This is a genomic window from Rahnella inusitata (assembly GCF_018288855.1).
Classification (GTDB): domain Bacteria; phylum Pseudomonadota; class Gammaproteobacteria; order Enterobacterales; family Enterobacteriaceae; genus Rahnella; species Rahnella inusitata.
On sequence record NZ_CP065024.1, the window covers coordinates 2,626,562 to 2,652,986 of the forward strand.

The window sequence follows — 26,425 nt, forward strand, 5'->3', positions numbered from 1 at the left end:
TTGAGCAAGCGTAGAAGAGAGTAATGGAATTAAAAGTCAGACAAATAAGAAATGCTTAGTTTGTTATCGATTTGTGAAGTCGGTCACTTGCTGGGCTATCTGTGGCTTTTTCAGCCAATTCCGACTGGCGCTTATCAACATTCATTGCTTTATTAGTAGTACTAAAGCGAACGAAAACGTTGTCACCGGAGAGCGCATGAGGTTATTTAAGTACCGTCCCGTTGGGGTAAAACAGCTTGTTGCAGCGTTAATTATGATGTCTGGCGGCGCAGGAGCATTCGCCGCTGAACCGGCATTTCTTAATACTGTTCAAATGGAAGTGGTGCGTCAGCAACTGCACGACAACACGGCTGCACCACAGACCTCAGACGCGTACCGTCATCTGCTGGCCGCGGCGGATTCGGCGCTAAACAAACCCAATCTCAGCGTGACCGACAAAGGCATGACCCCGCCAAGCGGGTCGAAGCACGATTATCTCAGCCTGAGCGCTTACTGGTGGCCTGACGACAGCAAACCTGATGGTCTGCCGTGGATCCGCAAGGACGGGCACGTCAATCCGGCCAGTAAAAACGATCAAAGCGACGGCGTAAGGCTGGCGGATTTCACCGCACGGGTGCAGAACCTGACGCTGGCCTGGTATTTCTCCGGTGAACAGAAATATGCCGATAAAGCCGCCAGCCTGCTGCGCGCCTGGTTTATCACGCCTGAAACGCGCATGAACCCGAATCTGAATTTTGCGCAGGGTGTGCCGGGAATTTCACCGGGGCGCAACGCCGGTGTACTCGATGGCCGCTATTTCTCCACGCGCATTGTGGATTCACTGATGTTACTGCGCGGCAATCCCGCGTGGAGCGACAACGACGAACAGCAACTCCGTGCGTGGATGTCAGAATATCTGCAATGGCTGCAGGGCAGCAAAATTGCCAGGAAGGAAGGGCGCACCGAGAATAATCACGGCAACTGGTACGTGACGCAGGTGTCGGGCATCGCGTGGTATCTCGGTGATAAAGCCGTGATCCGCGATATGGCAACGCTGATGAAAAGTAAGCTCGACGTGCAGCTCAAACCCGATGGCACGCAGCCTGCCGAACTGGCGCGCACCCGATCCTTTCATTACAGCTATTTCAATTTGCAGGCGATCAGCATGATGGCGGTGCTGGCGCAGAAAAATGGTATTGACCTTTGGCACTACAAAACGCCGCAGGGCGGCAGTCTGCTGACCTCGCTGGATTTCATGGCGCGCTTCACCGATCCGACCGTGGCGTGGCCTTACAAATCCATCGACCAGATCCGCGTTCGCCCGTTGCCGCTGCTGTCCTGGGCGGATAATTCCACCGGCCAGCCGCGCTACCAGCAAAAGATCCGCAGTGCGACTTTCACAGTGCCGCCTGCGGATAAACGTAAAAAAATGGCCGGTGGCTATCATGAAGACGTGACGCGCGGCGCGGTGATGGAAGCCGAGCGGGAGACCTGGCTGATATCGCTGCCGTCGTTTGCGACCGGCTATGTCGCGCCTCAGCCACAGGAGAGCGGAAAATGAGTCACTGGCAGCCGTTGCTGATTTCCGTTTCTGAGGCCGAAAAACTGCGCGGGCAGAGGGAGGAGGATTCCCTGCTGGGCGCGGCGCTGCGCGGGCAAATCGTTTCGCTGGAACGCTTTATGGCGCAGCCGCAGCGCATTCCATGCCACGGTGAAGCGGGAGGACCCGAGCATACACAGCACAAGCAAAACTACCTTTATATCAATCTGGCCGGAAGGTTATTCCTGATCACCGGCGAGACGCGCTACCGCGATTTCGCGCTGGCGCTGCTGACCGGTTACGCCGACATTTTCCCTTCGCTAGGCAGCGCTACCAGCAAAGACAGCAACGCGCCGGGACGGCTTTTCCATCAGACGCTCAACGAAAATATGTTTTGGTTGTACGCCGTCGAAGGCTATCACTGCCTGATCCCCTCGCTCAGTCAGGAACAATGCACCCATATAGCCGATAATCTGTTCCGGGTGATGGCCGACGACGCGCTGAACCGCCACAGCAAAGATTTCGATATCGTGCACAATCACGGCATCTGGTCGGTGGCGGCGGCAGCCATCAGCGGTTATGTGCTCGGCGATTTATCATTGGTTGAAAAAGCGTTATATGGCGTGAAGGGCGACAGTGAAAGCGGCGGATTTTTTGCCCAGCTCAGCCAGCTGTTTTCACCGGACGGTTACTACATCGAAGGGCCGTATTATCACCGCTTTGCGCTGCGACCTTTGCTGTTGCTGAGTGAGGCGATTGAACGACGTCAGCCGGAATTACAGATTTATCAGTTCCGTGATCAAATCATCCGCAAAACCTGCGAAGCGCTGATGCAGACTGCCTTCCCCGACGGAACCTGGCCAGCGCTCAACGACTCCTCCAAAACCATTAATATCCGCGATGACGGCGCAGTCATCGCCGCCAGCGTGTGCTATCACCGTTATCTGCATAACCCGCAGTGGATCGCCGTCGCGCAGCAACAACAGACTGTCTGGGTCAGCCCGGCTGCGCTGGAATTATCCGCGGCGTTGCAAAGTGCGCCAGCGCAAAACGTCGACTGGGGAAGCGTCGAACTGCGCGACGGGCCGGAAGGTGCGCAGGGCGGCCTCGGGATATTGCGCAGCGCAAATCAGGACATGGCGCTGATGTGGTACGGCCAGCACGGCAGCATTCCGCGCCTGCATTCGGCGCTCAATCACGGGCACTTCGACGGCCTGCACCTCAGCCTGTTCAACCGTGGCCGTGAATTTTTACGCGATTACGGTTTTGGCCGCTGGGTGAATGTCGAACCAAAGTTTGGCGGGCGCTACATTCCCGAAAACAACAGCTACTGCAAACAGACCGTTGCGCACAACACCGTGGTGGTTGATGAGCAAAGTCAGCATGGCGGGCAAAGTCTGGAGGCCGAGAAACGTTGGGGCGAAAGGCACTTCTTCGTCACGGACAGTCCGTCCGGACAAGCCATGAGTGCGCGGCTCAACGGCTATTATCCCGGCGTGCTGCAACAGCGCACCGTGCTGATGTTGGATTTACCCGAATTTGGGTCGCCACTTATCGTGGATGTATTCCGCCTGACCAGCCAGCAGCCGCATCGTTACGATTATTGTCTGCATCACCTCGGTCAGTTCGTGCGCAGCGACGTGGAGCTTGATGTCGCCAAAGTCCTGAAACCGCTCGGAGACAGTCACGGTTATCAGCACCTTTGGGACTGTGCACGTGGCACGGTGGCGGCGGGAGATTCGGCGTTATTCAGCTGGCTGGACGGCGATGGCTACAGGACGATGGTCAGCGCCTTTCCCGAAGGCGGCGAACTGATCGTCGCCCGCACCGGCGCCAGCGATCCGCATTTCAACCTCCGCCATGAACCGGCGCTGATACTGCGTACTCACGGCACTCATGCCATTTTCGCCAGCGTGTTTGAAACACACGGGTATTTCGATGAAGCCACCGAAACTTCACTCAATGCGCGGGGCGACGTCACCAGCGTCAGCGTGGTAAGCCACGACGATCTGCAAACAGAAATCAACATTCTCTTCACGGAAAACCGGACGCTGAACGTCCACATCAATAACCGCGCCGCGCCGACAGCGGAAAATGCGTTCAGCGCGGCGTGGCAATCTGTTTTACCTCTGAACATCCCTGAAAACTGAAGGAGCACGCATGTTTAACGATCTGAAAGGCCAGCGAGTTTTGATTACCGGTTCAACGAAAGGTATTGGTCTGGCGGCAGCAAAAGCCTTCGCGGCGGCAGGCGCGAAAGTGGGCATTAACGGTCACCGTCACGACGCCAGCCTCGAACAATTGGCGGCGGAAATCGCCAAAAATGGCGGTGAAGTCGCGTTCTTCGGCGCTGACGTCACGAAATCTGCCGAATGCGAGGCGTTGGTGGCGAACTTCGTTGAACGCTTTGGTGGTATCGACGTGCTGATCAACAACGCCGGGGGCCTCGGCGGGCGTCAGGGGCTGGAAAGCATTGACGACGAATTTTACGATCATGTGATGGATCTCAACGCCCGTTCGGCGCTGATGGTCACCAAATTTGCCATCCCGCATTTGCGTCATTCTGCCAGGCAGAGTGGTAAAACGACGTCGGTTATCAGCACCGGTTCCATCGCCGGGCGTGAAGGCGGCGGGCCGGGCGCGAGTTTGTACGCGGCCTCGAAAGCCTGGCTGCACAACGTACACCGTAACTGGGTGAAGGAGTTCACCAAAGACAATATCCGCTTCAACGTGGTTTCTCCGGGCACCATCGACACGGTTTTCCACGCGGACAAAAGCCCGGAAGTGCGCGAGAAAATCGCCGGAAGTATTGCCATGGGCCGCTTTGGTACCAGCGAAGAGCTGGCACCGAGCTTCCTGTTTTTCGCCTCACACGCGTGCAGCGGCTATATCACCGGTCAGATATTGGACGTCAACGGCGGCCAGATGGCGCCATAGCGCACAGTTCGTGAGTTTCATCGCGGCGGACGCATGCAGCGCTTCGCCGCCTGAACTATGCTGTCGGCAATCTGCACATAAAAAGGGAATAGCATGACGATGCAGTTTGAAACCGCCGCAGGTATGACGCGCGGCCTTAATACCCATATTGCCCGCGATATCGCCCGCAAAATTCTCTCCGGCGAACTGGCCTGCGGTGCCATTTTGCCGAGTGAAATCGAGCTCGGCGAGCAGTTTGGCGTCAGCCGCACGGCCTTGCGCGAAGCGCTGAAACTGCTCACGTCGAAAGGTCTGCTGGAATCCCGCCCGAAAATCGGCACGCGCGTAAAAGAACGTCCGCAATGGAATATGCTCGACCCGCAACTGCTGGAGTGGATGCAGGGCATGGAAGCGACCGAAGAGATTTATCATCAGTTTCTTGAATTTCGCAAAGCCATCGAACCGCATGCCACCGCGCTTGCTGCCGTCAACGCCAGCAAAGAACAGCGGATCGAGCTCTCGCGGATCTATCGCCAGATGTGTCACGTCGCGGAGAATTTCGACGCACAGGCGTGGGTGGACATCGATACCCAGTTTCACAGGATGATTTTCATCTCCTCCGGCAATTGTTTTTACGTCCCGTTCGGCAATGTGCTGACCACCATTTTCAAATGGTTTTTCGAATTCTCTTCAAAGGAAGGCGGAATGTGTCTGAACGAGCATAAAAGGATTTACGAAGCGATCATGGCGGGGGATGAGGGGGAAGCTTATTCAGCGTCATTGAGTTTGATGAAGGGGCATAAGCATCGGCTTGGATCGGGGGGGTAATTCAACCTCAACTTGAACTTGAACTTCAAGTTCAACACCGTGGGTTGCCACCCACACCGGCCCAAAGGACGCGTAAACGCGCGCCCTCTGGACTCCCGCGTTTTTAAAAACACGTGCCATGCATCCTGGCTATGTTTCAGGTATTACCGCTATTGCCGCAAAATCACGCCGCTCCGCGGTGCCCTTCGCTCGGGTTACAACCCGCGCACAAAGACGCGCGGTTTTTCACCTCTCGCTACGGCGCGATTTTCGAACGCGGCCAGACACTTTTTAGGTCACAACCTCACCGACTCAGTACGAAAAAAGAAAATAAAAACAATATAAAAATAGAAAATAGAAAAGAGAAAACAGCCAAGTAAAAATTGAAAATGACTTGGGTCTGTCTTGTCTTTAAAAATGGTGAGATGGCGCGATCAATAAATCCTGCAAAACGGAGCGGGCTGGAGACCTTAGGCTCCAGCACCGAGAGAAGGTACCGCGTAGCGGCAGGGTTTTGCGCCACCCTCCTTAGCCGCAGAACAGGTCCATCATTCCCGCGATAGCGCTTTTTAAAATAAACGCAGGATTGTTAAGGGGCGCGTTTACGCCCCTTAACCCGGTGTGGGCCGGCGCCCACGACTTTGACCTTGACGTTGATTTAAAAGCTGACCTTAGTCAGCACTTTTCCCCGCCAGCATGGCCAAAAACTCATATTTTTGTTTCAGCTCTTTCTCTGCCGCCGCATATAACGCGGTAGCGACTTCCGGCTGCTGGGCATTGAGCCGGCGGAAACGCTGTTCGTTGTTGAGCGTATCCGTCAGCCCTGCGCCCGGTGGACGGGAATCCAGTGCCAGTGCCGGTTTACCTTCATCTGCGCGACGCGGATCAAACCGGTACAGCGGCCAGAATCCTGTAGTGGTCAGCTGTTTCATCTGATCATGGCTGAGCGCCAGGTCATAGCCGTGCTCCTCGCACGGGCTGTACGCGATAATCAGCGACGGCCCCGGATAGGCCTCGGCTTCCTGTATGGCTTTTACCGTCTGGTTCAGCTGCGCGCCGAGCGAAATCTGTGCGACGTAAACATGACCATACATCATCATGCTGACGCCCAGATCTTTGCGCGATTTTCGCTTGCCCTGTTCGGCGAATTTCGTCACCGCGCCGAGCGGGGTGGCTTTCGACTGCTGACCGCCGGTGTTGGAATAACACTGGGTATCCAGCACCAGCACGTTGACGTTTTCAGTCAGACTGAGAACGTGATCCAGACCGCCGAAGCCGATGTCGTAAGCCCAGCCGTCACCGCCAATCAGCCAGATGGATTTATCCACTAAGTGATCGGCGTCGGTCGCCAGCTGACGGGCGTCAGGGGTATCGATGTCCGCCAGAATTTTGCGCAGCGCGGTGACATGCTCGCGTTTCACTTCCGGCGTGACGGTGTCGTCGCGCAGGCCGCCCAGCAATTCAGCCGGAATATGTTCTTCCAATGACGCCACCAGACGCAATACGCGGCGACGGTGCTGATCGACCGTCAGGCGAAAGCCCAGACCGAACTCGGCATTGTCTTCAAACAGCGAGTTTGCCCATGCCGGGCCACGGCCTTCGGCGTTGGTGGTGTACGGCGTTGACGGCAGATTACCGCCGTAAATCGAGGAACAGCCGGTGGCGTTGGCAATCAGCAAACGGTCGCCGTACAGCTGGGTAATAAGCTTAATGTAAGGTGTCTCGCCGCAGCCGGAGCAGGCGCCGGAATACTCGAACAGCGGGGTGATCAGCTGCGAGGTGCGGATATCGATGCGTTCCAACGTGGTTTTATCAATTTCAGGCAGCTTGAGGAAGAAATCGTAGTTGGCGCGCTCTTCTTCCAGATGATCAATGCGGTCAGCCATGTTAATGGCTTTGATTGACGGATCCTGACGATCTTTCGCCGGACAAACTTCGACGCACAAATTACAGCCGGTGCAGTCTTCCGGTGCGACCTGAAGCACGTATTTCTGACCACGCATATCGCGGGATTTCACGTCCAGCGACTGCAATGCTGACGGCGCGTTTTCCATTTCCTGCGGCTGAACCACTTTGGCGCGGATCGCGGAATGCGGACAGGCGGCGACGCAGTGGTTGCACTGAGTACACAAATCCGGCTTCCAGATCGGCACTTCCTCGGCAATATTGCGTTTCTCCCACTGCGTGGTGCCGGTCGGCCAGGTGCCGTCCGGCGGGAAAGCGGAAACCGGCAGCGCGTCGCCAAGCCCTGCCAGCATCGCGGCAGTCACGGTTTTGACGAAATCCGGGGCGGCATCGGAGACAATCGGCGGACGTTTATGCGGATTTTCCGGGATTGGTTCCAGCGGCACGGCAACCAGCTGTTCCAGCGTCGCGGCGAGCGCCATCCAGTTGCGGGTAACCACGTCTTCGCCTTTGCTGCTGTAGCTGCGGGCAATCGCGCCCTGCAATTCTTTCAGCGCTTCATCACCTGGCAGAATGTTGGTCAGGTGGAAAAAGGCCATCTGCATAACGGTATTGATACGCGCGCCGAGGCGGCATTCGCGGGCAATTTTCGCAGCGTTGATGACGTAAAAACGCGCTTCGCGCTGATGCAGCGCAGCCTGAACTTCCAGCGGCAGTCTCGCCCAGACTTCTGCGGCGCTGAACGGCGTGTTAAGCAGGAAGATCCCGCCGTGGCGCAGGCGTTCGGCCATCTGATAAAGATCGATAAACTGCCACTGATGACAGGCAACGAAATGAGCCTGTGTAACCAGATAGGCGGATTTGATCGGGTTTTCGCTGACGCGCAGGTGCGATACCGTCAGGCCGCCGGCCTTTTTGGAGTCGTAAACGAAATATCCCTGCGCGTACATCGGCGTGCTGTTGCCGATTATCTTGATATTGTTCTTGGTCGCCGAGACGGAACCGTCGCTGCCCAGCCCGTAGAACAGGGCTTCCAGCGAGGCGCGTTCTGGCAACTCTTCTTCAACCACCGGCAATGAAAGACCGGTCACGTCGTCATAGATGCCAACGGTAAAGCGCGGGCGCGGCTGACTGAGCGCCAGTTCGCGAAACACTGAAAGCACGCAGTCGGGGCCGAATTCTTTCGAGGATAATCCGTAGCGTCCGCCGATCACTTTTGGCAGCGAATCGCGTTCGCCGCGTGAATAGGCTTCCGCCAGCGCGGTCATTACGTCGAGATACAGCGGTTCCGCCAGTGCGCCTGGTTCTTTGGTGCGATCGAGCACCGCGATGCTTTTGACACTCTGCGGCAGCACGGCTAGCAGATGTTCGGCGCTGAACGGACGATAAAGACGCACTTTCAGCACGCCGACTTTTTCGCCGCGCGCGTTCAGGGTTTCGATGACTTCTTCGGCGGTGCCGATGCCAGATCCCATCAGTACAATCACGCGCTCGGCCTGCGGATCACCGACGAATTCGAATGGCTTATATTCACGGCCTGTGAGGGCGGCAAAAGCACTCATGGCGTCGATGACGTGCTGGCAGGTGGCGTTGTAATACGGGTTGGTGGCTTCGCGCGACTGGAAGTAGGTGTCCGGATTGGCGGACGTGCCGCGAATGACCGGATGATCGGGCGACAGTGCGCGGGCGCGGTGGGCGTCAATTTGCGCCTGAGGCAGCATCTGCTGGAGTGTGTCGTCACTCAGCGGCGCGATTTTATTGATCTCGTGCGAGGTGCGGAAACCGTCAAAGAAATGGATAAACGGCACGCGGCTGTTAAGGCTGGCGACCTGCGAAATCAGCGCGAAATCCTGCGCTTCCTGCACGCTGGCGGCAGAGAGCAGGGCGCAACCGGTCTGGCGTACGGCCATGACGTCGGAATGATCGCCAAAAATTGACAGCGCATGCGTGGCGACGGTACGGGCAGCAACGTGGAGCACAAACGGCGTCAGCTGACCAGCCAGTTTGTACAGCACCGGGATCATCAGCAGCAGACCCTGCGACGAAGTAAAAGAGGTCGACAGCGCGCCGGTTTGCAATGCGCCGTGGACGGTGGAAATCGCACCGGCTTCCGACTGCATTTCCATTACCGTCGGGACGTCGCCCCATAAGTTTTTCTTCCCTTCGCCTGACCATGCGCCTGCGATTTCGGCCATGGTAGAACTCGGAGTGATCGGGTAGATAGCAATCACTTCGTTAGTGCGATAAGCCACGGAAGCGACTGCGTTATTACCGTCAGTGGTGATCATGGAATACCCTTTGCTTGCTCACAAAAACAGGCCAGCAAACTTTTGGTTATGCTGGCAAGAATAATAAAAGCTTAGCAGAGGGCGGAATAATCAATTTATCCTGATTGTGTGCATGGGTTTTTATTAGTCATGTGAATGATTTGGCCGACACGGGAAAGAAAAGTGTTTCGGTTTATGAACAAAAGCCCGTTTTTTAGGAAAAAGTTGATGTTCTTTCGCAGGAGGACTCGACGCAGACGAAAAACGTCGGATATGATGACCGTTCTAAAAAATTCCCCGCTACAACCCTACTTTTCAGGAGCAGGACAGATGATCACTGCGTTTCGCGTGTTACTGGCCACCGGCGTGCTGGTGTTAGCCGCATGCAGCAGCCATGAAGATTCGGCTGATGTTCCACAAAAAGGCAACAGCGTGAACGTCAGCGCGCGTACCGTGAATATGGACAGTCCGGCTTATGCAGCCTGTTCGATGGCGGGCGGGCAATTGCGACTTGCGCCGCAGCTTGATGGCAGCCGCGTTGGGATGTGCTCCATGTCGAATGGCCGCCAGTGTTCCGAAACGGCATTGATGCAAGGCCGCTGCACTGCGGGATAAACGCCAAACTCAGGTTTGGCGTTTTTGCAGGTGAAACGGGTGATTACATCCGGTCTTTAAGGCGGTATACCAGCGTATGTTTACCCTGAGTCAGGGTCAGTTTATGATCCTGCAAGTTTAAGGCTGCGCCATTGTTGAGCACTTCACCGATCACCTGATCCCATTTATTGAGATTTTCGTCGCTGCACAGCATGCGGGTCGAGGCCAGGCCTTTCACGGTCAGCACGCTGTTTTGCAGTTCGCCCTGTCCAAAGAAGTTATTACACATCTTGCCGGAAACGTGCATTTTCTCCCCGAACTCAATCTCCGGAATGCGCCCCTGCGCCGCGGGAACGGTCTGGCCGTCAACGCTCAGCAGCTCAAAACGATGATGCTGTAAGTCGGTTTGTTTAACCGCGGTGTTCTGATTCATGCTGCATGCGCCCAGCGTCATGGCCGTAGCCAGAATAAACAGTGCATTTTTCATCTTCTCTCCTGAGAAATATTCCATCCGCATTCTTTTTGTCGATAGATTCATCTAACTAATGCGTCGTTTGCCTGCCTATTATAGCGTGAATAGGTAATAGGGTGAATAGGGTGAGGCGTTAACCCCTCTCTTCGTGCGATTTATCACCTCCGGTAACAATGTTATCCGGCTCTGAACCCAGGTCGATTGTCGAAAATAAAACTTATATCACTGTTGTTTACGCCCCAGTGCCAGCGCGCTATATAGACTTGTCATCATTATTACGGTCTAATCATTACATCGGAAATTATCGTTTATAATATGCGTGAGATATTAAGGGATACGCCATTTCACAATTAACGGTGAAGAGATGAAGATATTACGCGTCGATGATTTCTTTCTTTCAGACGATCATGCGTTCAGCTTATTTGATATGCACCATCAGATGATGGAGGATGTCCACGGGCACGAATTTGATGAACTGGTCATTGTCCGGCACGGCAGCGGATTTCATATTATTAACGATCAGGTGCAGTTTATCTGTCAGGGTGATTTCTTTCTGGTTTCTTCCTGCGATATTCACTGCTATGAATCAGCGAATGAATTATCTGTTATTAATATACTGCTGCACCGCACGCGAAATTTTCATTTCATCCAAAATATAGACATCCTAAAAGAGGGGATAAGGCAGCGCACATTGCCACCGAAAAACAAACGTCTTGCACTGAATGAAAATGAATTAGAGAAAATTATCAGGCTGGCCGGAGTGGTCAATAATAAAAACGTTACGGACTACGATGCGGATTATTTTTCTTCTACCGAGTCAGCGCTGCTGGCGATTATCAGTTTACTTTATCGCTGCGCGACGACGAAAGAAGAAAAGACCGGCAGGGTGGAAAGCGGCAAGCGGTACCTGATAAATCATCTCCTTGAAAATTATCACTGCGCTATCAGCTGGCAGGGATTATGCGAAACCAGCGGTATCACCAAACGAACTATGTTTCGCTTTATTAAACAGACCACCGGATATACGCCGGAAAAATTCCAGTTACGCTACCGGTTGCTTAAAACACAGGAATTATTGCGCACCACCGATTATTCCATTGGTGAAATTGCGCTGATGTGCGGATTTACTCATCACGCCAGGCTGACCGAAGCCTATAAAAAACAATTCTCCCGAACGCCCTCTCAGGAGCGTGCACGAGTGAGTAATAGCGTGATCTGATTGCAATAATAAAAGATGAAAATAAGTCACAGGGATTAAAAAGATGAAGTATTAATGTTCACAATAACTTCTAAAGGAATCACCATGTCTATAATCAAACAACCCAATCCCTGGTACGTGGGTGTGGTATCAGGGATGGCGTCTTATATTGATTCAGCCGCCATCGTTTCAAACGGCACCGCACTGGTAATATATCAAAAAGCGATCGGCACCACTGCCTTTGAAATAGGCGTCCTCTCCGGAATATTAACCTTATGTATTGCACTCGGCGCATTATTCGGTGGCAGGATGGGGGATTGCTACGGACGCCGTACCGTGTTTATTGCGACCATGATCATGATTATTATCGGCACGCTGCTGTTAGCCTTCGGTCATCAATTTCCGATACTGTTAACGGGCACTGTTTTGGTCGGTCTGGCCACCGGCGCAGATCTGCCGGTATCCCTGGCGACCATTTCTGAAGCTGCCACGGATAAGAACCGCGGGAAAATTATCGGTCTTTCTAATCTGCTGTGGTTTCTCGGTATCGTGATGACCATGGCCGTCTCCGCCGTGGTCGGCGGTTGGGGGCATATTGGCGGACAGGTGATGTATCTGCACGTCTGCGCCGTGGCGGTGATTTTGCTGGCACTGCGCTGCACTATCCCGGAATCACCGATGTGGCTCACTGCCCGAAATGAGTATAAGAAAGGGCTGACCACCGTTCGTGCGCAGAAAGTGGCGTACCGGGATTTGGTTAAAGGCAAATATCTGCTGCCCTTTGTCTCGCTGTGTACTTTCTACATGTTCACTAATCTGGCGGCCAATACCGGCGGGCAGTTCGGCACCTACGTCGCGGTCAACGTGGTCGGCATCAGCGTTGAGAAAAACTCCTTGTGGAATCTGCTGACCTTACCGGTAGGCGTGATTGCCGGGATAATCTTCATGCGCTTCGTCGATACGCCTAAGCGGATCCCGACCTTCATTGTCGGCGCATTCTGCTTTGCCGGAGGTTTTTTCCTGCCGGTTATTTTCAACTTCTCGCCGCTATCCTGGTTCTGCTGCCTGTTCTTTACTGCATTAGGCAGCGGACTGGCCTTTGAGGGCATCATGAAGGTCTGGTCGCAGGAATCCTTCCCGACCATGCTGAGATCCACTGCACAGGGCGTCATTGTGGCAATCTCCAGATTGTCCTGCGGGCTGCTGGCGTTTGTGACGCCATTATTACTCGATGCCGGACCTGTCGCGCTCTATTCAATTTTATCCACTGTCGTCGCGTTAGGTCTTTTCATTGGCTGGTTGTGTTTTCACGGCAAACAGCGCAATGAATTCAAAAGTGAATCTGAAAATTATATTGAAAAGAATCATTATATTTCTCCGGGAATGTCCGCAGAAAAAATCTCATCACAACACCTCTGAACCTTCATTAATGTGCCGTAATTAAGGAGTGACGAATTATGCTGTCCATTGCAAAATTAACCCTGGATCTGGAACCGGTATTACACGGTGTGGATCGCATGCCGGTGATTGGCTGGGAAATTGAAAGTGATAACAGGAACGTGAAACAAGTCTCGTATTGGTTGCAAATAGCGCAGAATGAATATTTTAACGCCATTATTTTTGACAGCGGAAAAGTCAACAGTGAAATATCGAATAACGTGGATATTGGTGAAATAGCATTATTGCCCTCAATGCGTTATTTCGTCCGTGTACAGGTTCAGGATAATCACGGTGAAACCAGCGAGTGGAGTCAGGCTGCAACCTTCATCACGGGTTTACTGAACGCAGGTTGGCAGGCGGAATTTATTTCTGCTGAAACACCCGCAGACAAAAATAGTTCAGCCACCACATCACTGAGAAAAAGTTTCGTAATCGACAATGCCGGGAATGTCGCCTTTGCCGTATTACATGTCAGTGCGCTGGGGTTATATGAATTTTATTTGAATGGGGAAAAAGTCGGTAACGATGAACTGACGCCGGGATGGACCAGTTATCATCATCATTTACTTTATCAGACCTATGATCTGACCGGTTTGCTGCAAAGCGGTGAGAATGTCATGGGCGCCATTCTTGGTGCGGGCTGGTTCAAAGGTGATATGGGATTTACCCGTCACCGTAATTATTATGGCGACCAGACCGCGCTGATATGTCAGTTAGAAATTCTCTATAACGACGGCACGAAAAAGAGCATACACTCCGACCAGGACTGGAAAGGTGAAAGCTCACCCATTATTTTCTCCGAAATTTATGACGGCGAAATTTATGATGCCAGAAAAGAAATGAGTGGCTGGAATAATAAAAATTATCCGTCCACGTCATGGCGACCGGTAAATATTGTTGATTACGATAAAAAAACGCTGACTGCGCAGGGAAGTTGTAAAGTCCGCCAGAGAGAATTACTGGCGACGAAAGAAATCATCATGACTCCGCAAGGCGAACGGGTGATCGATTTCGGGCAGAATTTAAGTGGCTGGGTGGAGTTTAGAGTATCCGGGCGCGCAGGCGATAAAGTGATATTACGCCACTTCGAAGTGTTCGATGCCGCAGGCAATGTCTATCTGGATAATTTACGCTCGGCCAAACAGCGGGTGGAATATACGCTCAAAGGCGATAGCGAGGAAATTTATCATCCGCATTTCACCTGGCAGGGCTTTCGCTACGTGAAAATCGAAGAATATCCGGGAGAGGTGGCTCTGGACAATTTCACCGCCATCGTGCTGCATTCCGCCATGGAGCAGACAGGCCATTTCAGTTGTTCGAATCAGGATCTTAACCAGCTGCACCACAATATTCTCTGGGGGCTGAAAGGTAACTTTGTCGATGTGCCGACCGACTGCCCGCAGCGCGACGAGCGTCTGGGCTGGACGGGTGATGCGCAGATCTTCTGCCGGACCGCCAGCTACCTGATGCAGACGCGTAATTTCTTTGCCAAATGGCTGACTGATTTGCGCTGTGACCAGACACCGGAGGGCGGTGTTCCGCATGTGATCCCGGATATTCTCGACGGCCACTGCGAGAATGATCGTCTGCTGTCCGGCGGCGGGACGCACTCCGCATCGGCGTGGGCGGATGCGGCGGTGATCAACCCGTGGACGATGTATCTGATGTACGGCGACACGCGGGTGCTGGAAAATCAATATGACAGTATGAAAGGCTGGATCGATTTCATGCAGGCGCATGCCGAAAATAACCTCTGGCGTTACCGGTTGCAGTTCGGCGACTGGGTGGCGCTGGATGCCAAAGAGGGCAGCTACTTTGGCGCGACGCCTGACGATCTCACCTGTACGGCCTATTACGCCTGGTCCACGCTGCTGTTTGCTAAGGCGGCAAAAGTGCTAAACCTGCGGGTCGATCACGAAAGATATCTCGCGCTGCATCACGCCATTGTCCGCCGTTTTCAGGATGAGTTTTTCACGCCGACCGGACGGCTGGCGGCGAGAACGCAAACCGCTCATATTCTGGCGCTTTATTTTAATCTGGTGCCTGACGCATTCCGCCAGAGAACCACGGACACGTTGGTTGAGCTCTTAGAAGAACAGGGCGGCCATCTGGTCACCGGCTTCGTCGGAACGCCGTATTTTTGCCATGCGCTGAGTCAGAACGGGCGGGCGAAAGAAGCCTGGGAACTGCTTTTAAAAGACGATTTTCCGTCATGGTTGTATCAGGTCAAAGCGGGGGCGACCACCATCTGGGAACACTGGGACGGCATCAAACCGGACGGTTCGATGTGGAGCGCGGACATGAATTCCTTCAACCATTATGCCTATGGCGCGGTGGGGGAATGGCTTTACCGGGTAGTGGCCGGGATTGAAACAGATGAAGATCGGCCGGGCTTCAAACACGCGATCATCCAACCGCTTATCGGCGGGGGTGTGAGTTGGGTGAAAGCCGGTTACCACTCGGTATACGGAGAAATCTGTGTGCAATGGCGAGTCGTCGCCGAAAATGTGCAGCAAAAAACCGTGAGGCTGGATGTGACTATTCCGCCGAATGCGACGGCCACCATTTCATTACTGGCGGCAGAAAGCGTATCCGAAACCGACGGGGCAGATTTTATCCATAGCGCTGGGGGATTCGCCGCAGACGTCGGTTCTGGCCGATATCAGATAACCTATGTCCTCAGACAATGATTAACCTTTAGCGCGGGGCCGGAAAGCGCAGCATCGGGCGTTTTCCGGCCTCGAATTCTGGCTGTCTTCCTGCCGTCATCTCCTCATCATAAAACCGTCATTTTGCCCCGTTAGGTTATGCCCATCACCGGTCAGAGAGAATCATTACGGGCATGAGCTATTTATCACTGCGTCACATTCAGAAATCCTGGGGAAATAAGGTCGCCCTCGACGACATCAGTTTTGATGTGGAAGAGGGGGAGTTTATTGCATTGCTGGGGCCTTCTGGTTGCGGTAAATCCACCATGTTACGCACCATCGCCGGGCTGGAATCCGCTGACAGCGGCGCGATTTTATTTCGTCAGGAAGATGTCACGGCGCTCACGCCGTCAGAACGCAAACTGTCGATGGTCTTTCAGTCTTACGCACTCTTTCCGCACATGAGCGTGCGCGAAAATCTGCTGTTCGGGCTGCGGGCACGCGGCGAGGATAAACGTCAGTTCGCCACGCGGTTAGCCGAAGTCAGTAAGCTGATGGAGCTGGAGCAGCTGCTTGACCGGCTGCCCGCGCAACTTTCCGGCGGCCAGCAACAGCGCGTGGCACTGGGACGTGCGGTGATCGCCAATAACAAGCTGTGCCTGATGGATGAGCCGCTGTCCAACCTCGACGCCAAACTGCGCCAGAGCATGCGCCGTGAAATCCGCGCGATTCAAAAAAAGCTCGGCCTGACGATGGTGTACGTCACTCACGATCAGACCGAAGCCATGAGCATGGCCGATAAGATTATTCTGCTTAACGATGGCCACATCGAACAGCACGACACGCCGGACAACCTCTATAACAACCCGAACAGCATTTTCGCCGCCCAATTCATAGGCGCGCCGCCGATGAATATCTTGCCGCTGGTGCGTCGCGGTTCACATCATTATCTCGCCAATATGCCGGTCCCGGTGGTGGAAAATCTCGACGAAGGGGCTATCAGCCTCGGGCTGCGTGCAGAGGATATTCAGCTGACTGACGCCGCACATGCCGGTCTTACGGCACAGGTTGTCAGCCACGAATACATGGGCGCTGACACGCTGGTGGTCTGCGCGTTAGCCGGATACCCCGAGCCGCTCACCGTGAAAGTGGCGGGGATGAAACGCTTTGCCGAAGGCCAGATTGTCGGGCTGCAATGGGCGACCGGCGCCCAGTATTTTTTCTTCAGTGCGGACGGCAAGCGCTGTTATCACGCTGAGCACGCGTGTTTGCCTTCGCAAACACGCGTTGCCATCTGATTTTATATTTTGATTTTATTCACTTTTATGACTTCACACACTATGAATGCCAAAGGGAAAACCATGTCACCTGCTCATCGCTTCTCACGCCTTGCTACTGCTTTGCTGTTGATTACCGGCACCTCAGCCTTCGCGGCCGATCCGGTCAAACTGCAAATGTATTACCCGATTGCCGTTGGCGGAAAAATCAGCCACACGGTGGATACGCTGGTGGAAGATTTCCAGAAAACGCATCCGGACATCAGCATTCAGCCGGTCTACACCGGTGATTACGCCACCACCGTGACGAAAGCGCTGACCGCCTTTCGCGGCGGCAACGCCCCGCAGATCGCGGTGATCGGCGACATCGAAGCTTATTCCCTGATTGACGCGGGTGCCATTGTGCCGGTCAGCAGCCTGGCGAACGATGCCGACGGCAAAAAGTGGATCGACAGTTTCTATCCGGCATTCATCCGCCACATTCAGGATCAGGTGTGGAGCATTCCGTTCCAGCGTTCGACGGTGGTTTTGTACTGGAACAAACAGGCATTTGAGAAAGCCGGTCTGAACGGTGACACGCCGCCAGCCAACTGGCAGCAGGTGGTCGATTTTGGCAAGAAGCTGGTGGTGCGCGATGGCAGCGATGTTAAACAGTGGGGCATCGAGATCCCCTCCACGCCAAACGGCTACTGGAACTTCCAGGGGATCGCCGCCACCAACGGCAGCCATCTGGATAACGGCAAAGGCACGGCAGTGACGTTCGACACGCCCGCCAACGTCGAGGCTTTGCAGTGGCTGACCGATCTGGCGCAAAAAGAGGGCGTGTCGCCAAAAGGCGCGATAGCCTGGGGCACCACGCCGCAGGATTTCATCGACGGTAAAACCGCCATGATGGTGACCACCACCGGTAACCTGACCACCGTGCGCGACAACGCTAAATTCCCGTTCGGCGTAGCGATGCTGCCGGAGAAAACTCAGCGCGGCAGCCCGACCGGCGGCGGTAACCTGTACGTCTTCAAAAACACCACGCCGGAACAGCAGAAAGCGGCGATGGAATTTATCCGCTGGGTGTCCGCGCCTGAGCAGGCTGCGCGCTGGAGCATCGCGACCGGTTATGTCGCGACGTCGCCCGCCGCCTGGGAAACCCAGGTCATGCAGGATTACGTGAAAAAGGTGCCGCAGGCGCTGGTCGCCCGCGAGCAGCTGAAATATTCCCAGCCTGAGTTATCGACGTACAACAGTGTGCAGATTCAGGAACTGATGAACCACGCGATAGAAGCCGCCGTCACTCAGGCGAAAACCCCGGCAGAGGCGCTGAGTTCTGCGCAGAAACAGGCCGACCGCTTGCTGAAACCGTATCAATAAGGAACGACATGAGCACGTTGCACTCTGTCGCACCGGCACCCCGCACACGCGGGTTGTCTTTGCAGCTGTATGGCTATCTGTTGTTGCTACCGGCGCTCTGCTTTCTGCTGCTGTTCACCCATTACCCGGCGCTGGCGACGATTTGGGAAAGCGTATTCAGCGCCGCGCGCAACGGACATCCGGCGCAGTTTGTCGGGCTGGATAACTACCGCGCCTTACTCGATGACGACACGTTTTTGCTCTCGCTGCGCAACAACCTGTTGTACGCCGCAATCACCATTCCGCTGTCGGTCATGTTGGCACTGCTGATGGCGCTGGCGGTTAACCGCCGTCTGCGCGGCAATGCCATCACCCGCGCGGCATTTTTTATTCCTTCATTGTTGCCGATGGTGGCGATCGCCAATCTGTGGCTGTTTTTCTACACACCGCAGTTGGGCTTGCTGAACAAACTGCTGGCGCTGTTTTCGCTGCCCGCCGTTAACTGGCTGGGGCAGCCGGATACCGCGCTTTACAGCCTGATGGCGGTATCGGTATGGCGTGAAGCCGGGTTTTTCATGATTTTTTATCTTGCCGCGCTCCAGCAAATCGATCCGCGCCTTAGCGAAGCCGCCGAAATCGAAGGGGCATCACGCCGCTTTTTCTTTCGCCGCGTGCAGTGGCCGCTGCTGATGCCGACCACGCTGTTTATTTTGATCAACGCCTCGATGAACGCGTTTCGGATTGTCGATCAGGTGATCGCCATGACCAACGGCGGGCCGAACAACAGCACCAGCCTGCTGCTGTTTTACATCTACCGCACCGCCTTCAGTTACTGGGATTTGCCGTATGCCTCGGCGATGACGGTTGTGTTGCTGGTGATTCTGGCGTCGATCGCGCTGATTAAATTCAATCTGATGGATAAAAGGGCGCACTATCAGTGAAGCAGACCAATTTTTATAAAATGTGCCTGAACCTGGTCACCTGGCTGGCAGCGTTGCTGTGGTTTTTACCCATTCTGGTGGCTATCTGGGTGGCAATTCATCCCGCCTCTGAGCAGGGCAGTTTTTCGCTGCTGGCGCCGCTGACGACGCAAAACTTCATCAACGCTTGGCACGCCGCACCGTTCGCCCGGTATTTCCTTAACACGACATTGCTGGTGCTGATGATCGTTGTCTGCCAGATGGTGCTGGCCACGCTGGCGGCGTACGCGTTGGTGCGTTTCAAAATGAAAGGCGGCGGCGTTATTTTCGCACTGATTTTGTTACAGCTGATGATTAGTCCCGACGTGCTGATCCTCAATAACTACAAAACCATCGGTGCGCTCGGCTTGCGCGACAGCCTGCTCGGGATCGCGTTGCCGTATTTCGCCTCGGCGTTTGCCATATTTATGCTGCGCCAGACGTTCAAAAGTATTCCGCTGGTGCTGGAAGAAGCCGCGATCGTCGAAGGGGCCAGTCGTTTCTATATTTTGCGAAAAATCTATATTCCGCTGGCGAAGCCGATTTACGTGGCGTTTGCGCTGGTGTCGATAAGCTTCCACTGGAACGATTTCCTCTGGCCGCTGGTCATCACAGATTCGGTTAAAGTGCGGCCAATTACGGTCGGGCTTCAGCTGTTTTCTGCGCCTGAACAGGGCGTACAGTGGGCGCTGATAAGCGCGGCAACCCTGATGACCGTCATGCCGCTGTTGCTGTTATTTTTGGTGTTCCAGCGTCAGTTTGTTCAATCCTTTATGCGGGCAGGCATTCGTTAATCCGCCCGACAGGAGCACGTTATGACCGTAATTCCGTCTTCCCCGGTTTTATCAGCAGAGCAGCAAGAGGCGCTGGGGAAAGTGAGCGCGTTTTACCAGCCGCCGGAAGTCTTTAATGAGATGATCTCCGGCCATCGGTTGCGGTTCGGTCTGATTGCCGATCCGCAGTATGCGGACGTCGATGCTGAGAAAGATCGCCACTACCGCAACAGCCTGAATAAGCTGGCCACCGCTATCACCGAGCTTAATGATGTAAAACTCGATTTCGTGGTAACGCTGGGCGATCTGGTGGATCGCGACTGGCGCAGCTTTGATCCGGTCATCGGAAGTTACGAGGCGCTGCGCCATCCTCATGCGGTGCTGATCGGCAATCACGATGCGCAGGTGATTTCACACCATCTGGCCGCGCAGACCCCGGCGCTCGGTTTGCCGAAAAGTTATTATCAATTCAGCCTGCCGGGCTACCGCTTTCTGGTGATCGACGGCAACGACGTCAGCCTGTACTGCAATCACGCCAACGGCGACGACCGTCAGCTGGCAGAATTTATGCTTGATGAACTCACCGAATGCCAGCAGTCGCAGGCGCAGCCGTGGAATGGCGCGGTAGGGCGCAGGCAACTGGAGTGGATTGAGCAGCATCTGAAACAGGCGAAAGCGCAGGGTGAAACGGTGCTGGTCTTTGGCCATTATCCGCTGACGCCGGTCAACAGCCATAATCTGTGGAATTGCGAAACGCTGGTGGAGCTGCTGTGCCGTTATCAGGTTCGCGCCTATTTTGCCGGGCACGATCATCGCGGGGGTTACGATCGCGTGGAGAACACCGACTTTATTACCCTGAAAGGCATGGTCGATGGTGAAAACAGCCTGCCATTTGCGACGGTCACGCTCGAAGGGGATGTGCTGACGATCAATGGCTACGGGACGGAGATCAGCAGGGTGCTGAGCCTCTAGACTTTGATCATGAAAAAGGCTCACCGGAGTGAGCCTTTTGACCTGCATGAAACGGCTTACGCCGTCAGGATATTCGGGCACGTCACGCCTTTTGACAGCTGATCAATATTCATCAGCGTGGTCTCGGAAATACTGGTCAGCGCGTCACTGGTCAGGAACGCCTGGTGGCCGGTAAACAGGACGTTGTGACAGGAAGACAGACGGCGGAAGACGTCATCGAGGATCACTTCGTTGGAGTTATCTTCGAAGAACAGATCGCGCTCGTTCTCGTACACGTCCATTCCCAGCGCGCCGATTTTTTGCTTTTTCAGCGCATCAATGGCGGCGGTGGCATCCAGCAGTGCGCCACGGCTGGTGTTGACGATCATCACGCCGTCTTTCATTTTGGCGAAGGACTGCGCATTCAGCAGATGATGGTTTTCCGGTGTCAGCGGGCAGTGCAGGGAGATGACGTCAGATTCGGCATACAGCGTGTCGAGATCGACATATTCTGCGCCGAGCTCAAGCGCCAGCGGGCTTGGGTACGGATCGTAAGCCAGAATTCGCATACCAAAGCCTTTCAGGATGCGCATGGTGGCCACGCCAATTTTACCGGTACCAATAATTCCGGCGGTGCGCTGGTACATGTTGAATCCGATCAGCCCTTCCAGTGAGAAGTTGGCTTCGCGGGTACGCTGATAGGCGCGGTGAATGTGGCGGTTCAGGCACAGCATCATACCGACAGCGTGCTCGGCGACGGCTTCCGGTGAATAGGCCGGTACGCGCACCACGGAAATGCCCAGGGATTTTGCTGCTTCCAGATCAACGTTGTTAAAGCCCGCACAGCGCAGTGCCAGCGTCTTCACGCCCAGTGCCGCCAGCTCCTGCAACACTTCGCGCGAACCCTCATCATTAACGAAAATGCATACCGCATCCGCGCCGATGGCAGTTTTCGCCGTTTGCGGCGTCAGCAGAAAATCAAAGAACTCCAGTTCATAGCCATAATGCTCATTCACCAGTTCCAGATATTTCCGGTCGTAATTTTTAGTACTGTAGACAGCCACTTTCATGGTGTTTCTCCGCAGTGAGTTTGAATCTCTGGCGACACTGTTTCCTGATGTTTTCTAAGGAATAAACCGTTTCAGAAACAATTCGCAATATGCCACCAAACTAGCAGAGCGCGGGGTGGCAGACAATTTATCCTGTGCTATTTGCGTTTTGGATACTGGCTTTTCAACCATCAGTTGTTAGGCTAATTATGATATCTTGCGGGCAGTTAGACACTTAGCGAAGAATAAGACAAGGCACGTCATGCGGAACGGACTTAAGAAAAGCGTACAGGTGATCCTGAGTATAGTGGTGATTCTGGTACTGCTGATGTGGGTGTTATGGAAAACTGTGCCGCGCTGGTTACCGTCCGTCGCCGGCCACTGGCTGCCAGAAGGGACTCAGCTTGTGCTGAAAGGTTCCCCGCACTGGTCCAATGGCACGCTGCAACTGCCGGGGCTGCGTTATGTCGCCGGTGACTGCACGCTGGCTGACGCGAAAGATGCGCGTCTGAGCAACGCGTCCGGGCGTTGGGCATTAGACCTCGATACGCTGACCGTCGATACCGCCTGCCTGTCCAAACTGCCGTCTGGTGAGAATCCATCCGCCGCGCTTTCGCTGGCCGATATTCAGAAAATGATCCCAGCCGGTCGCGTCAATATCGCCCATTTCTCTGTCACACCGTGGCAGCGCTACGCCGGTAAATTGCATCTTGATAACACCGATGGCGTTCAACATCTTTCCTTTACCGGTGAATCTCTGACACTCAATGCCATCCTCGAGGGTAACCGCACGCTGGCGATTCACACTTTCAGCCTCACGCCGCCGGGCAGTGAACAGCCGATCACCCTGAGTGGCAAACTGTTGCTTCCCGCCACGTTCGACCGTCTGCCTGAATCCGGCGAACTGCATGCCGAAATGCAAACTGCGCAGGTGCCCAATCCGCTCGATATTCAGCTGAGCTGGCAGGCGACGCAAGGGGTGCTGACGTTGACCGAAAAGGGCAGCGAACAGCCGCTTGCAATGTTGCCGTGGAAGCTGAATGGCCAGTCGTTGCAGATTGCCCAAGGCCAGTGGCGGTGGCCCTATGCCGCACAACCGCTGGCGGGCGGCGTGAATATCACGCTCAGCGACTGGACGAAGACTTTTGATCAAACCGATATCACCGCGCGCCTGAACGTGCTGACCCAGGGGCACAATGGCAAAGCCAACGTCGTACTGACGATGGGGCCGGGGCGCATCGGGCTGCTCGACAGTAATCTGGATTTCCGGCTGACCGGTCAGGCAAATTTGCAGGCGACGTCGCTGAGCGCATCGCTGCCCGGCGTGCTCAGCGGCTCGGTGCTGAACCCGACGCTGGCGCTGAAAAGCGGATCCCTGCTGCGTGCATGGGGAAAACCGATGACGAGTCTCACCATCACGGACGCACGCTGGCCGCTGGCGGGCGTGAAAGTGTCGGCGCAGGGCGTAAGCGGGCCGTTGCAGGCGATCCTCAAAGCCCGGCACAGTTACTGGGGCAAATTTGATTTACATCTGAACGGCAAAGCGCAGGCCTTCTGGCCGGACGCCGGACGCTGGGATTTCAACTACTGGGGCAACGGCCATCTGCCGCCGCTCAGTGGGCGCTGGGATATGTCCGGCAAGGGCCAGTGGCATGATAACGTGATAAGCGTGAACAGCCTGTCCACCGGATTTGCCCGCCTGCATTACGGCATCGTCGATGTGGAGGCGCCGCGCCTGACGCTCGAACAGCCCTTTGTCTGGCAGCGACCGGTTCCGGAGCGTTTCAAAAAGCAGTATCCGGACCTGCCGACGGTATTTAAAGGCGACATCAAACTGGTTGCCAAAAAAATCGCATTTGATAACGGTGGTTATCTGCCGCCCGCGACCCTGACATTACAGCTTAGCGGCGATACACCGTCACATTTCAATATGCGCGGATCGCTGGATGCGAAACCGATCGGCCCGATCCGCCTTACAGGCCGCTGGGACGGCGAGCGTTTACGCGGTGAAGGCTGGTGGCCGAAACAGCAGCTGACTGCCTTCCAGACGCTGCTGACGCCGGATTTCAACATCAGATTACGTGAAGGGTCTTTCTACGCCCAGTCGGCATTCTCCGCCGCGCGCGGTCAGGGCTTTATCGCCGGTGGTCACTGGGTGGTAAAAAATGGCGGCATGTGGCTGAAAGATGGCGATCTCAGGGGGCTGGATTTCAGCCTGCCATACCGCCTGAAAGACGCTGTCTGGCAACTGGGCGTCAAACAACCGGTTACGCTGCGTATTGGCGAAGTGAATAATCTCATCACCATGAACAATATTACGGCGGATTTGCAGGGCCATTATCCCTGGAGTGAGTCGCAGCCGCTGACGCTGAGCAATCTGGGCGTAGACGCGCTGCGCGGGCACCTCAGTCTTTCGGCGTTGCGGATGCCGCAGCATGATGCGGCGGTGCTTAAGCTGGAAAAAATCAATCTCAGCGAATTGTTTACCGCGCTGAAACCCAAGCAACTGGCGATGTCGGGCCTTATCTACGGCGAACTGCCGCTGTATGTCGATAATCCTAAATGGATTATTCACAACGGCTGGATCAAGAACGACGGCGGCCTCACGCTGCGCCTCGACCAGCAATTCGCCGATGCGATGGCGAGCGGTAATTTCGCCAACGGGCTGGTGATTGGTCTGTTGCGCTATCTGGAAATCAGCCGCTCTGAGGCGCAGGTAAGCCTGGATAATCTCGGCGAACTGACCATGGCGGCGAAAGTAGACGGTGTGAATTACACCGATAACAGCCGCGGTGGCGACAAAGAAAAGCGTGAGATCGTGCTTAACTACAGCCATCAGGAAAATATCTATCAGCTTTGGCGCAGCTTGCGCTTTGGTGACAATCTTCAGGAATGGTTGCAGCAGCAGATCGCTTTGCCGGCCAATTCGCTATCGAAAAGCCCCGCTGCGATCGGGCAGAAAGAGGAAAAAACCTTGAGGAAGGAACAATGAAATTGCGACTTATCGGCCCGAGCCTGGCGCTGAGCATCATGATGCTCAGCGGCTGCGTGCCGCGTATCGAACTGGCTGCGCCGAAAGAGCCAATCACCATCAACATGAACGTCAAAATCGAGCACGAGATCCACATCAAAGTGGATAAAGACGTCGAGAATCTGCTGAAAAACCAGAACGACCTGTTCTAGGAGCGCATATGTCCAGAGCCTTTATTAAACGAATCAGCCTCACGTTACTGACCACCGGCTTGCTGCTTTGTGGTCAGGCGTTCGCGCTGACGCTCGGCGAAGCGAAACAGCAGGGGCTGGTGGGCGAAACGCTGTCCGGCTATCTGGCGCCGGTGAAGCAGGATGCACAAAGCATCGAGTTTGCCACGCGCATCAACGATGCACGCAAACAGCAGTATCAGCAGGTCGCGCAGGATAATCAGGTCACCACCGACGATGTCGCCAAACTCGCCGGGCAAAAGCTGGTCGCCAGAGCCGGAAAGGGCGAATGGGTGCGCGGGATTAACGGAAAGTGGTTGCAGAAGTGATGGGCTGACTGGTCAGAAAAAACATAAAAAAAAGCGCGCTTTTCAGCGCGCAAGAGGGTTTTCACAACAACATCAGAGCGGGTTTCAGACACAGATTTTAAAGAGAGTAGACCGCGCGCTGATTGTGAAAATCAGGCAGCAGCCAGTTCTTTGATTGCCGCGTCGATAGCCGCTTTCGCATCAGTCTGTGCTTTGGTCGCCACTTCAGGACCGTACGCGATGCCTTCTGCGTAAACGAATTCAACGTCGCTCATGCCCAGGAAGCCCAGGAACAGAGACAGGTATGGCGCAACCAGATCGCTTGGGGTGTCTTTATGGATACCACCACGGCTGGTCAGCACGATTACGCGTTTACCTTTCACCAGACCTTCAGGGCCTTTCTCGGTGTATTTGAACGTCACGCCAGCACGGGCCACCAGGTCAAAGTAGGTTTTCAGCTGAGTCGGGATGTTGAAGTTGTACATTGGTGCCGCGATAACGATCACGTCATGCGCCTGCAGTTCGTCGATCAGGGTGTTGGACAGCGCCAGCGCTTCTTCCTGACGTGGTGACAGCGGAGCATCGGAAGGACGCAGCGCGCCAACCAGTTCACCGTCAAGTACCGGGATCGGGTCAGCAGCCAGGTCACGAACAGTTACGGTAGAACCGCTGTTAGCAGCCTGATACTGGGCGACAAGGTAATCAGCCAGTTGGTTAGACTGAGAGAAGTTAGCCAGAATGCTTGATTTCAGGACGAGTACTTTGCTCATGAGAGAGTTCCTTAACTGTGTGATACA

General features: G+C 54.7%; 20 protein-coding genes. 16 read left to right on the top strand and 4 right to left on the bottom strand.

The features are described 5' to 3' along the window. Nucleotides 1–196 precede the first annotated feature (196 nt). From I2123_RS12395 to I2123_RS12410, 4 genes are all read left to right on the top strand, one after another. Nucleotides 197–1,540, top strand: coding sequence for an alginate lyase family protein (locus I2123_RS12395; protein WP_213050575.1), 1,344 nt, complete (start codon nt 197–199; stop codon nt 1,538–1,540). Continuing rightward, a complete protein-coding gene (locus I2123_RS12400) occupies nt 1,537–3,669 on the top strand; it encodes a heparinase II/III domain-containing protein (RefSeq protein ID WP_213050576.1) in 2,133 nt (710 codons plus the stop codon). Before I2123_RS12395 ends, I2123_RS12400 begins: the two co-directional genes overlap by 4 nt. 10 nt (nt 3,670–3,679) lie before the next feature. After that, nucleotides 3,680–4,456: an SDR family NAD(P)-dependent oxidoreductase gene (locus tag I2123_RS12405; RefSeq protein ID WP_213050577.1), complete on the top strand. Its 777-nt coding sequence runs from the start codon at nt 3,680–3,682 to the stop codon at nt 4,454–4,456. 93 nt (nt 4,457–4,549) lie between these two features. Then, nucleotides 4,550–5,263: a FadR/GntR family transcriptional regulator gene (locus tag I2123_RS12410; RefSeq protein WP_112167994.1), complete on the top strand. Its 714-nt coding sequence runs from the start codon at nt 4,550–4,552 to the stop codon at nt 5,261–5,263. 650 nt (nt 5,264–5,913) lie between these two features. On the opposite strand, the gene nifJ is transcribed toward I2123_RS12410, so the two are convergent. Continuing rightward, the gene (nifJ, locus tag I2123_RS12415; protein WP_213050578.1) at nt 5,914–9,435 is read right to left on the bottom strand and encodes a pyruvate:ferredoxin (flavodoxin) oxidoreductase; all 3,522 of its coding nucleotides are present in this window, start codon (nt 9,433–9,435) and stop codon (nt 5,914–5,916) included. A gap of 309 nt (nt 9,436–9,744) precedes the next feature. On the opposite strand from nifJ, the gene I2123_RS12420 reads away from it, so the two are divergent. After that, entirely contained in the window at nt 9,745–10,029 is a 285-nt protein-coding gene (locus I2123_RS12420; protein ID WP_112167992.1) for a putative hemolysin, read from the top strand. A 43-nt stretch (nt 10,030–10,072) separates the two neighbouring features. Here I2123_RS12420 and hslJ read toward each other — a convergent pair whose 3' ends face one another. Then, nucleotides 10,073–10,495 (bottom strand): heat shock protein HslJ, encoded by a 423-nt coding sequence (gene hslJ / locus I2123_RS12425; RefSeq protein WP_213050579.1) that lies wholly within the window; start codon nt 10,493–10,495, stop codon nt 10,073–10,075. Between the two features lie 349 nt (nt 10,496–10,844). Between hslJ and I2123_RS12430 the strand changes: the two genes are divergently transcribed. The 8 genes from I2123_RS12430 to I2123_RS12465 all read left to right on the top strand — a co-directional run bounded on the left by I2123_RS12430 (nt 10,845) and on the right by I2123_RS12465 (nt 21,091). Beyond that, entirely contained in the window at nt 10,845–11,699 is an 855-nt protein-coding gene (locus I2123_RS12430) for a helix-turn-helix domain-containing protein (protein WP_213050580.1), read from the top strand. Between the two features lie 84 nt (nt 11,700–11,783). Next, entirely contained in the window at nt 11,784–13,097 is a 1,314-nt protein-coding gene (locus I2123_RS12435; RefSeq protein WP_213050581.1) for an MFS transporter, read from the top strand. 38 nt (nt 13,098–13,135) lie between these two features. Continuing rightward, on the top strand, nt 13,136–15,808 hold the full coding sequence (locus I2123_RS12440) for an alpha-L-rhamnosidase (RefSeq protein WP_213050582.1): 2,673 nt from the start codon (nt 13,136–13,138) through the stop codon (nt 15,806–15,808). 152 nt (nt 15,809–15,960) lie between these two features. Next, nucleotides 15,961–17,064 carry an ABC transporter ATP-binding protein gene (locus tag I2123_RS12445; RefSeq protein WP_213050583.1) on the top strand — a complete coding sequence of 368 codons (1,104 nt, stop codon included), beginning with the start codon at nt 15,961–15,963 and terminating at the stop codon, nt 17,062–17,064. A 63-nt stretch (nt 17,065–17,127) separates the two neighbouring features. Beyond that, a complete protein-coding gene (locus tag I2123_RS12450) occupies nt 17,128–18,408 on the top strand; it encodes an ABC transporter substrate-binding protein (protein WP_213050584.1) in 1,281 nt (426 codons plus the stop codon). 8 nt (nt 18,409–18,416) lie between these two features. Further along, nucleotides 18,417–19,328 (top strand): carbohydrate ABC transporter permease, encoded by a 912-nt coding sequence (locus tag I2123_RS12455; protein WP_112167985.1) that lies wholly within the window; start codon nt 18,417–18,419, stop codon nt 19,326–19,328. A gap of 20 nt (nt 19,329–19,348) precedes the next feature. Next, nucleotides 19,349–20,140: a carbohydrate ABC transporter permease gene (locus I2123_RS12460; RefSeq protein ID WP_213052508.1), complete on the top strand. Its 792-nt coding sequence runs from the start codon at nt 19,349–19,351 to the stop codon at nt 20,138–20,140. Between the two features lie 21 nt (nt 20,141–20,161). Then, nucleotides 20,162–21,091: a metallophosphoesterase gene (locus tag I2123_RS12465; protein WP_213050585.1), complete on the top strand. Its 930-nt coding sequence runs from the start codon at nt 20,162–20,164 to the stop codon at nt 21,089–21,091. 56 nt (nt 21,092–21,147) lie between these two features. On the opposite strand, the gene I2123_RS12470 is transcribed toward I2123_RS12465, so the two are convergent. Beyond that, a complete protein-coding gene (locus I2123_RS12470; RefSeq protein WP_213050586.1) occupies nt 21,148–22,140 on the bottom strand; it encodes a 2-hydroxyacid dehydrogenase in 993 nt (330 codons plus the stop codon). A 241-nt stretch (nt 22,141–22,381) separates the two neighbouring features. On the opposite strand from I2123_RS12470, the gene I2123_RS12475 reads away from it, so the two are divergent. From I2123_RS12475 to I2123_RS12485, 3 genes are read left to right on the top strand one after another with little or no spacing between them, the layout of a single operon-like run. Further along, nucleotides 22,382–25,111 (top strand): YdbH family protein, encoded by a 2,730-nt coding sequence (locus I2123_RS12475; RefSeq protein WP_213050587.1) that lies wholly within the window; start codon nt 22,382–22,384, stop codon nt 25,109–25,111. Further along, complete coding sequence (locus I2123_RS12480) at nt 25,108–25,302, top strand: YnbE family lipoprotein (protein WP_112167981.1); 195 nt, start codon at nt 25,108–25,110, stop codon at nt 25,300–25,302. The genes I2123_RS12475 and I2123_RS12480 overlap by 4 nt, the downstream gene beginning before the upstream one ends. An 8-nt stretch (nt 25,303–25,310) precedes the next feature. Further along, entirely contained in the window at nt 25,311–25,649 is a 339-nt protein-coding gene (locus I2123_RS12485) for a YdbL family probable chaperone protein (protein WP_112167980.1), read from the top strand. 131 nt (nt 25,650–25,780) lie between these two features. Here I2123_RS12485 and I2123_RS12490 read toward each other — a convergent pair whose 3' ends face one another. Next, nucleotides 25,781–26,398: an FMN-dependent NADH-azoreductase gene (locus tag I2123_RS12490; RefSeq protein WP_056770427.1), complete on the bottom strand. Its 618-nt coding sequence runs from the start codon at nt 26,396–26,398 to the stop codon at nt 25,781–25,783. Between the last annotated feature and the right edge of the window lie 27 nt (nt 26,399–26,425).

What these genes read in the sequence shown, in the direction of transcription:
- I2123_RS12465 (WP_213050585.1), top strand. Translation starts at nt 20,162, where the DNA reads ATGACCGTAATTCCGTCTTCCCCGGTTTTATCAGCAGAGCAGCAAGAG.
- I2123_RS12420 (WP_112167992.1), top strand. Translation starts at nt 9,745, where the DNA reads ATGATCACTGCGTTTCGCGTGTTACTGGCCACCGGCGTGCTGGTGTTA.
- I2123_RS12435 (WP_213050581.1), top strand. Translation starts at nt 11,784, where the DNA reads ATGTCTATAATCAAACAACCCAATCCCTGGTACGTGGGTGTGGTATCA.
- I2123_RS12405 (WP_213050577.1), top strand. Translation starts at nt 3,680, where the DNA reads ATGTTTAACGATCTGAAAGGCCAGCGAGTTTTGATTACCGGTTCAACG.
- I2123_RS12475 (WP_213050587.1), top strand. Translation starts at nt 22,382, where the DNA reads ATGCGGAACGGACTTAAGAAAAGCGTACAGGTGATCCTGAGTATAGTG.
- I2123_RS12450 (WP_213050584.1), top strand. Translation starts at nt 17,128, where the DNA reads ATGTCACCTGCTCATCGCTTCTCACGCCTTGCTACTGCTTTGCTGTTG.
- I2123_RS12430 (WP_213050580.1), top strand. Translation starts at nt 10,845, where the DNA reads ATGAAGATATTACGCGTCGATGATTTCTTTCTTTCAGACGATCATGCG.
- I2123_RS12485 (WP_112167980.1), top strand. Translation starts at nt 25,311, where the DNA reads ATGTCCAGAGCCTTTATTAAACGAATCAGCCTCACGTTACTGACCACC.
- I2123_RS12410 (WP_112167994.1), top strand. Translation starts at nt 4,550, where the DNA reads ATGACGATGCAGTTTGAAACCGCCGCAGGTATGACGCGCGGCCTTAAT.
- I2123_RS12455 (WP_112167985.1), top strand. Translation starts at nt 18,417, where the DNA reads ATGAGCACGTTGCACTCTGTCGCACCGGCACCCCGCACACGCGGGTTG.
- I2123_RS12460 (WP_213052508.1), top strand. Translation starts at nt 19,349, where the DNA reads ATGTGCCTGAACCTGGTCACCTGGCTGGCAGCGTTGCTGTGGTTTTTA.
- I2123_RS12480 (WP_112167981.1), top strand. Translation starts at nt 25,108, where the DNA reads ATGAAATTGCGACTTATCGGCCCGAGCCTGGCGCTGAGCATCATGATG.
- I2123_RS12400 (WP_213050576.1), top strand. Translation starts at nt 1,537, where the DNA reads ATGAGTCACTGGCAGCCGTTGCTGATTTCCGTTTCTGAGGCCGAAAAA.
- I2123_RS12440 (WP_213050582.1), top strand. Translation starts at nt 13,136, where the DNA reads ATGCTGTCCATTGCAAAATTAACCCTGGATCTGGAACCGGTATTACAC.
- I2123_RS12470 (WP_213050586.1), bottom strand. Translation starts at nt 22,140, where the DNA reads ATGAAAGTGGCTGTCTACAGTACTAAAAATTACGACCGGAAATATCTG.
- I2123_RS12395 (WP_213050575.1), top strand. Translation starts at nt 197, where the DNA reads ATGAGGTTATTTAAGTACCGTCCCGTTGGGGTAAAACAGCTTGTTGCA.
- I2123_RS12445 (WP_213050583.1), top strand. Translation starts at nt 15,961, where the DNA reads ATGAGCTATTTATCACTGCGTCACATTCAGAAATCCTGGGGAAATAAG.
- hslJ (WP_213050579.1), bottom strand. Translation starts at nt 10,495, where the DNA reads ATGAAAAATGCACTGTTTATTCTGGCTACGGCCATGACGCTGGGCGCA.
- I2123_RS12490 (WP_056770427.1), bottom strand. Translation starts at nt 26,398, where the DNA reads ATGAGCAAAGTACTCGTCCTGAAATCAAGCATTCTGGCTAACTTCTCT.
- nifJ (WP_213050578.1), bottom strand. Translation starts at nt 9,435, where the DNA reads ATGATCACCACTGACGGTAATAACGCAGTCGCTTCCGTGGCTTATCGC.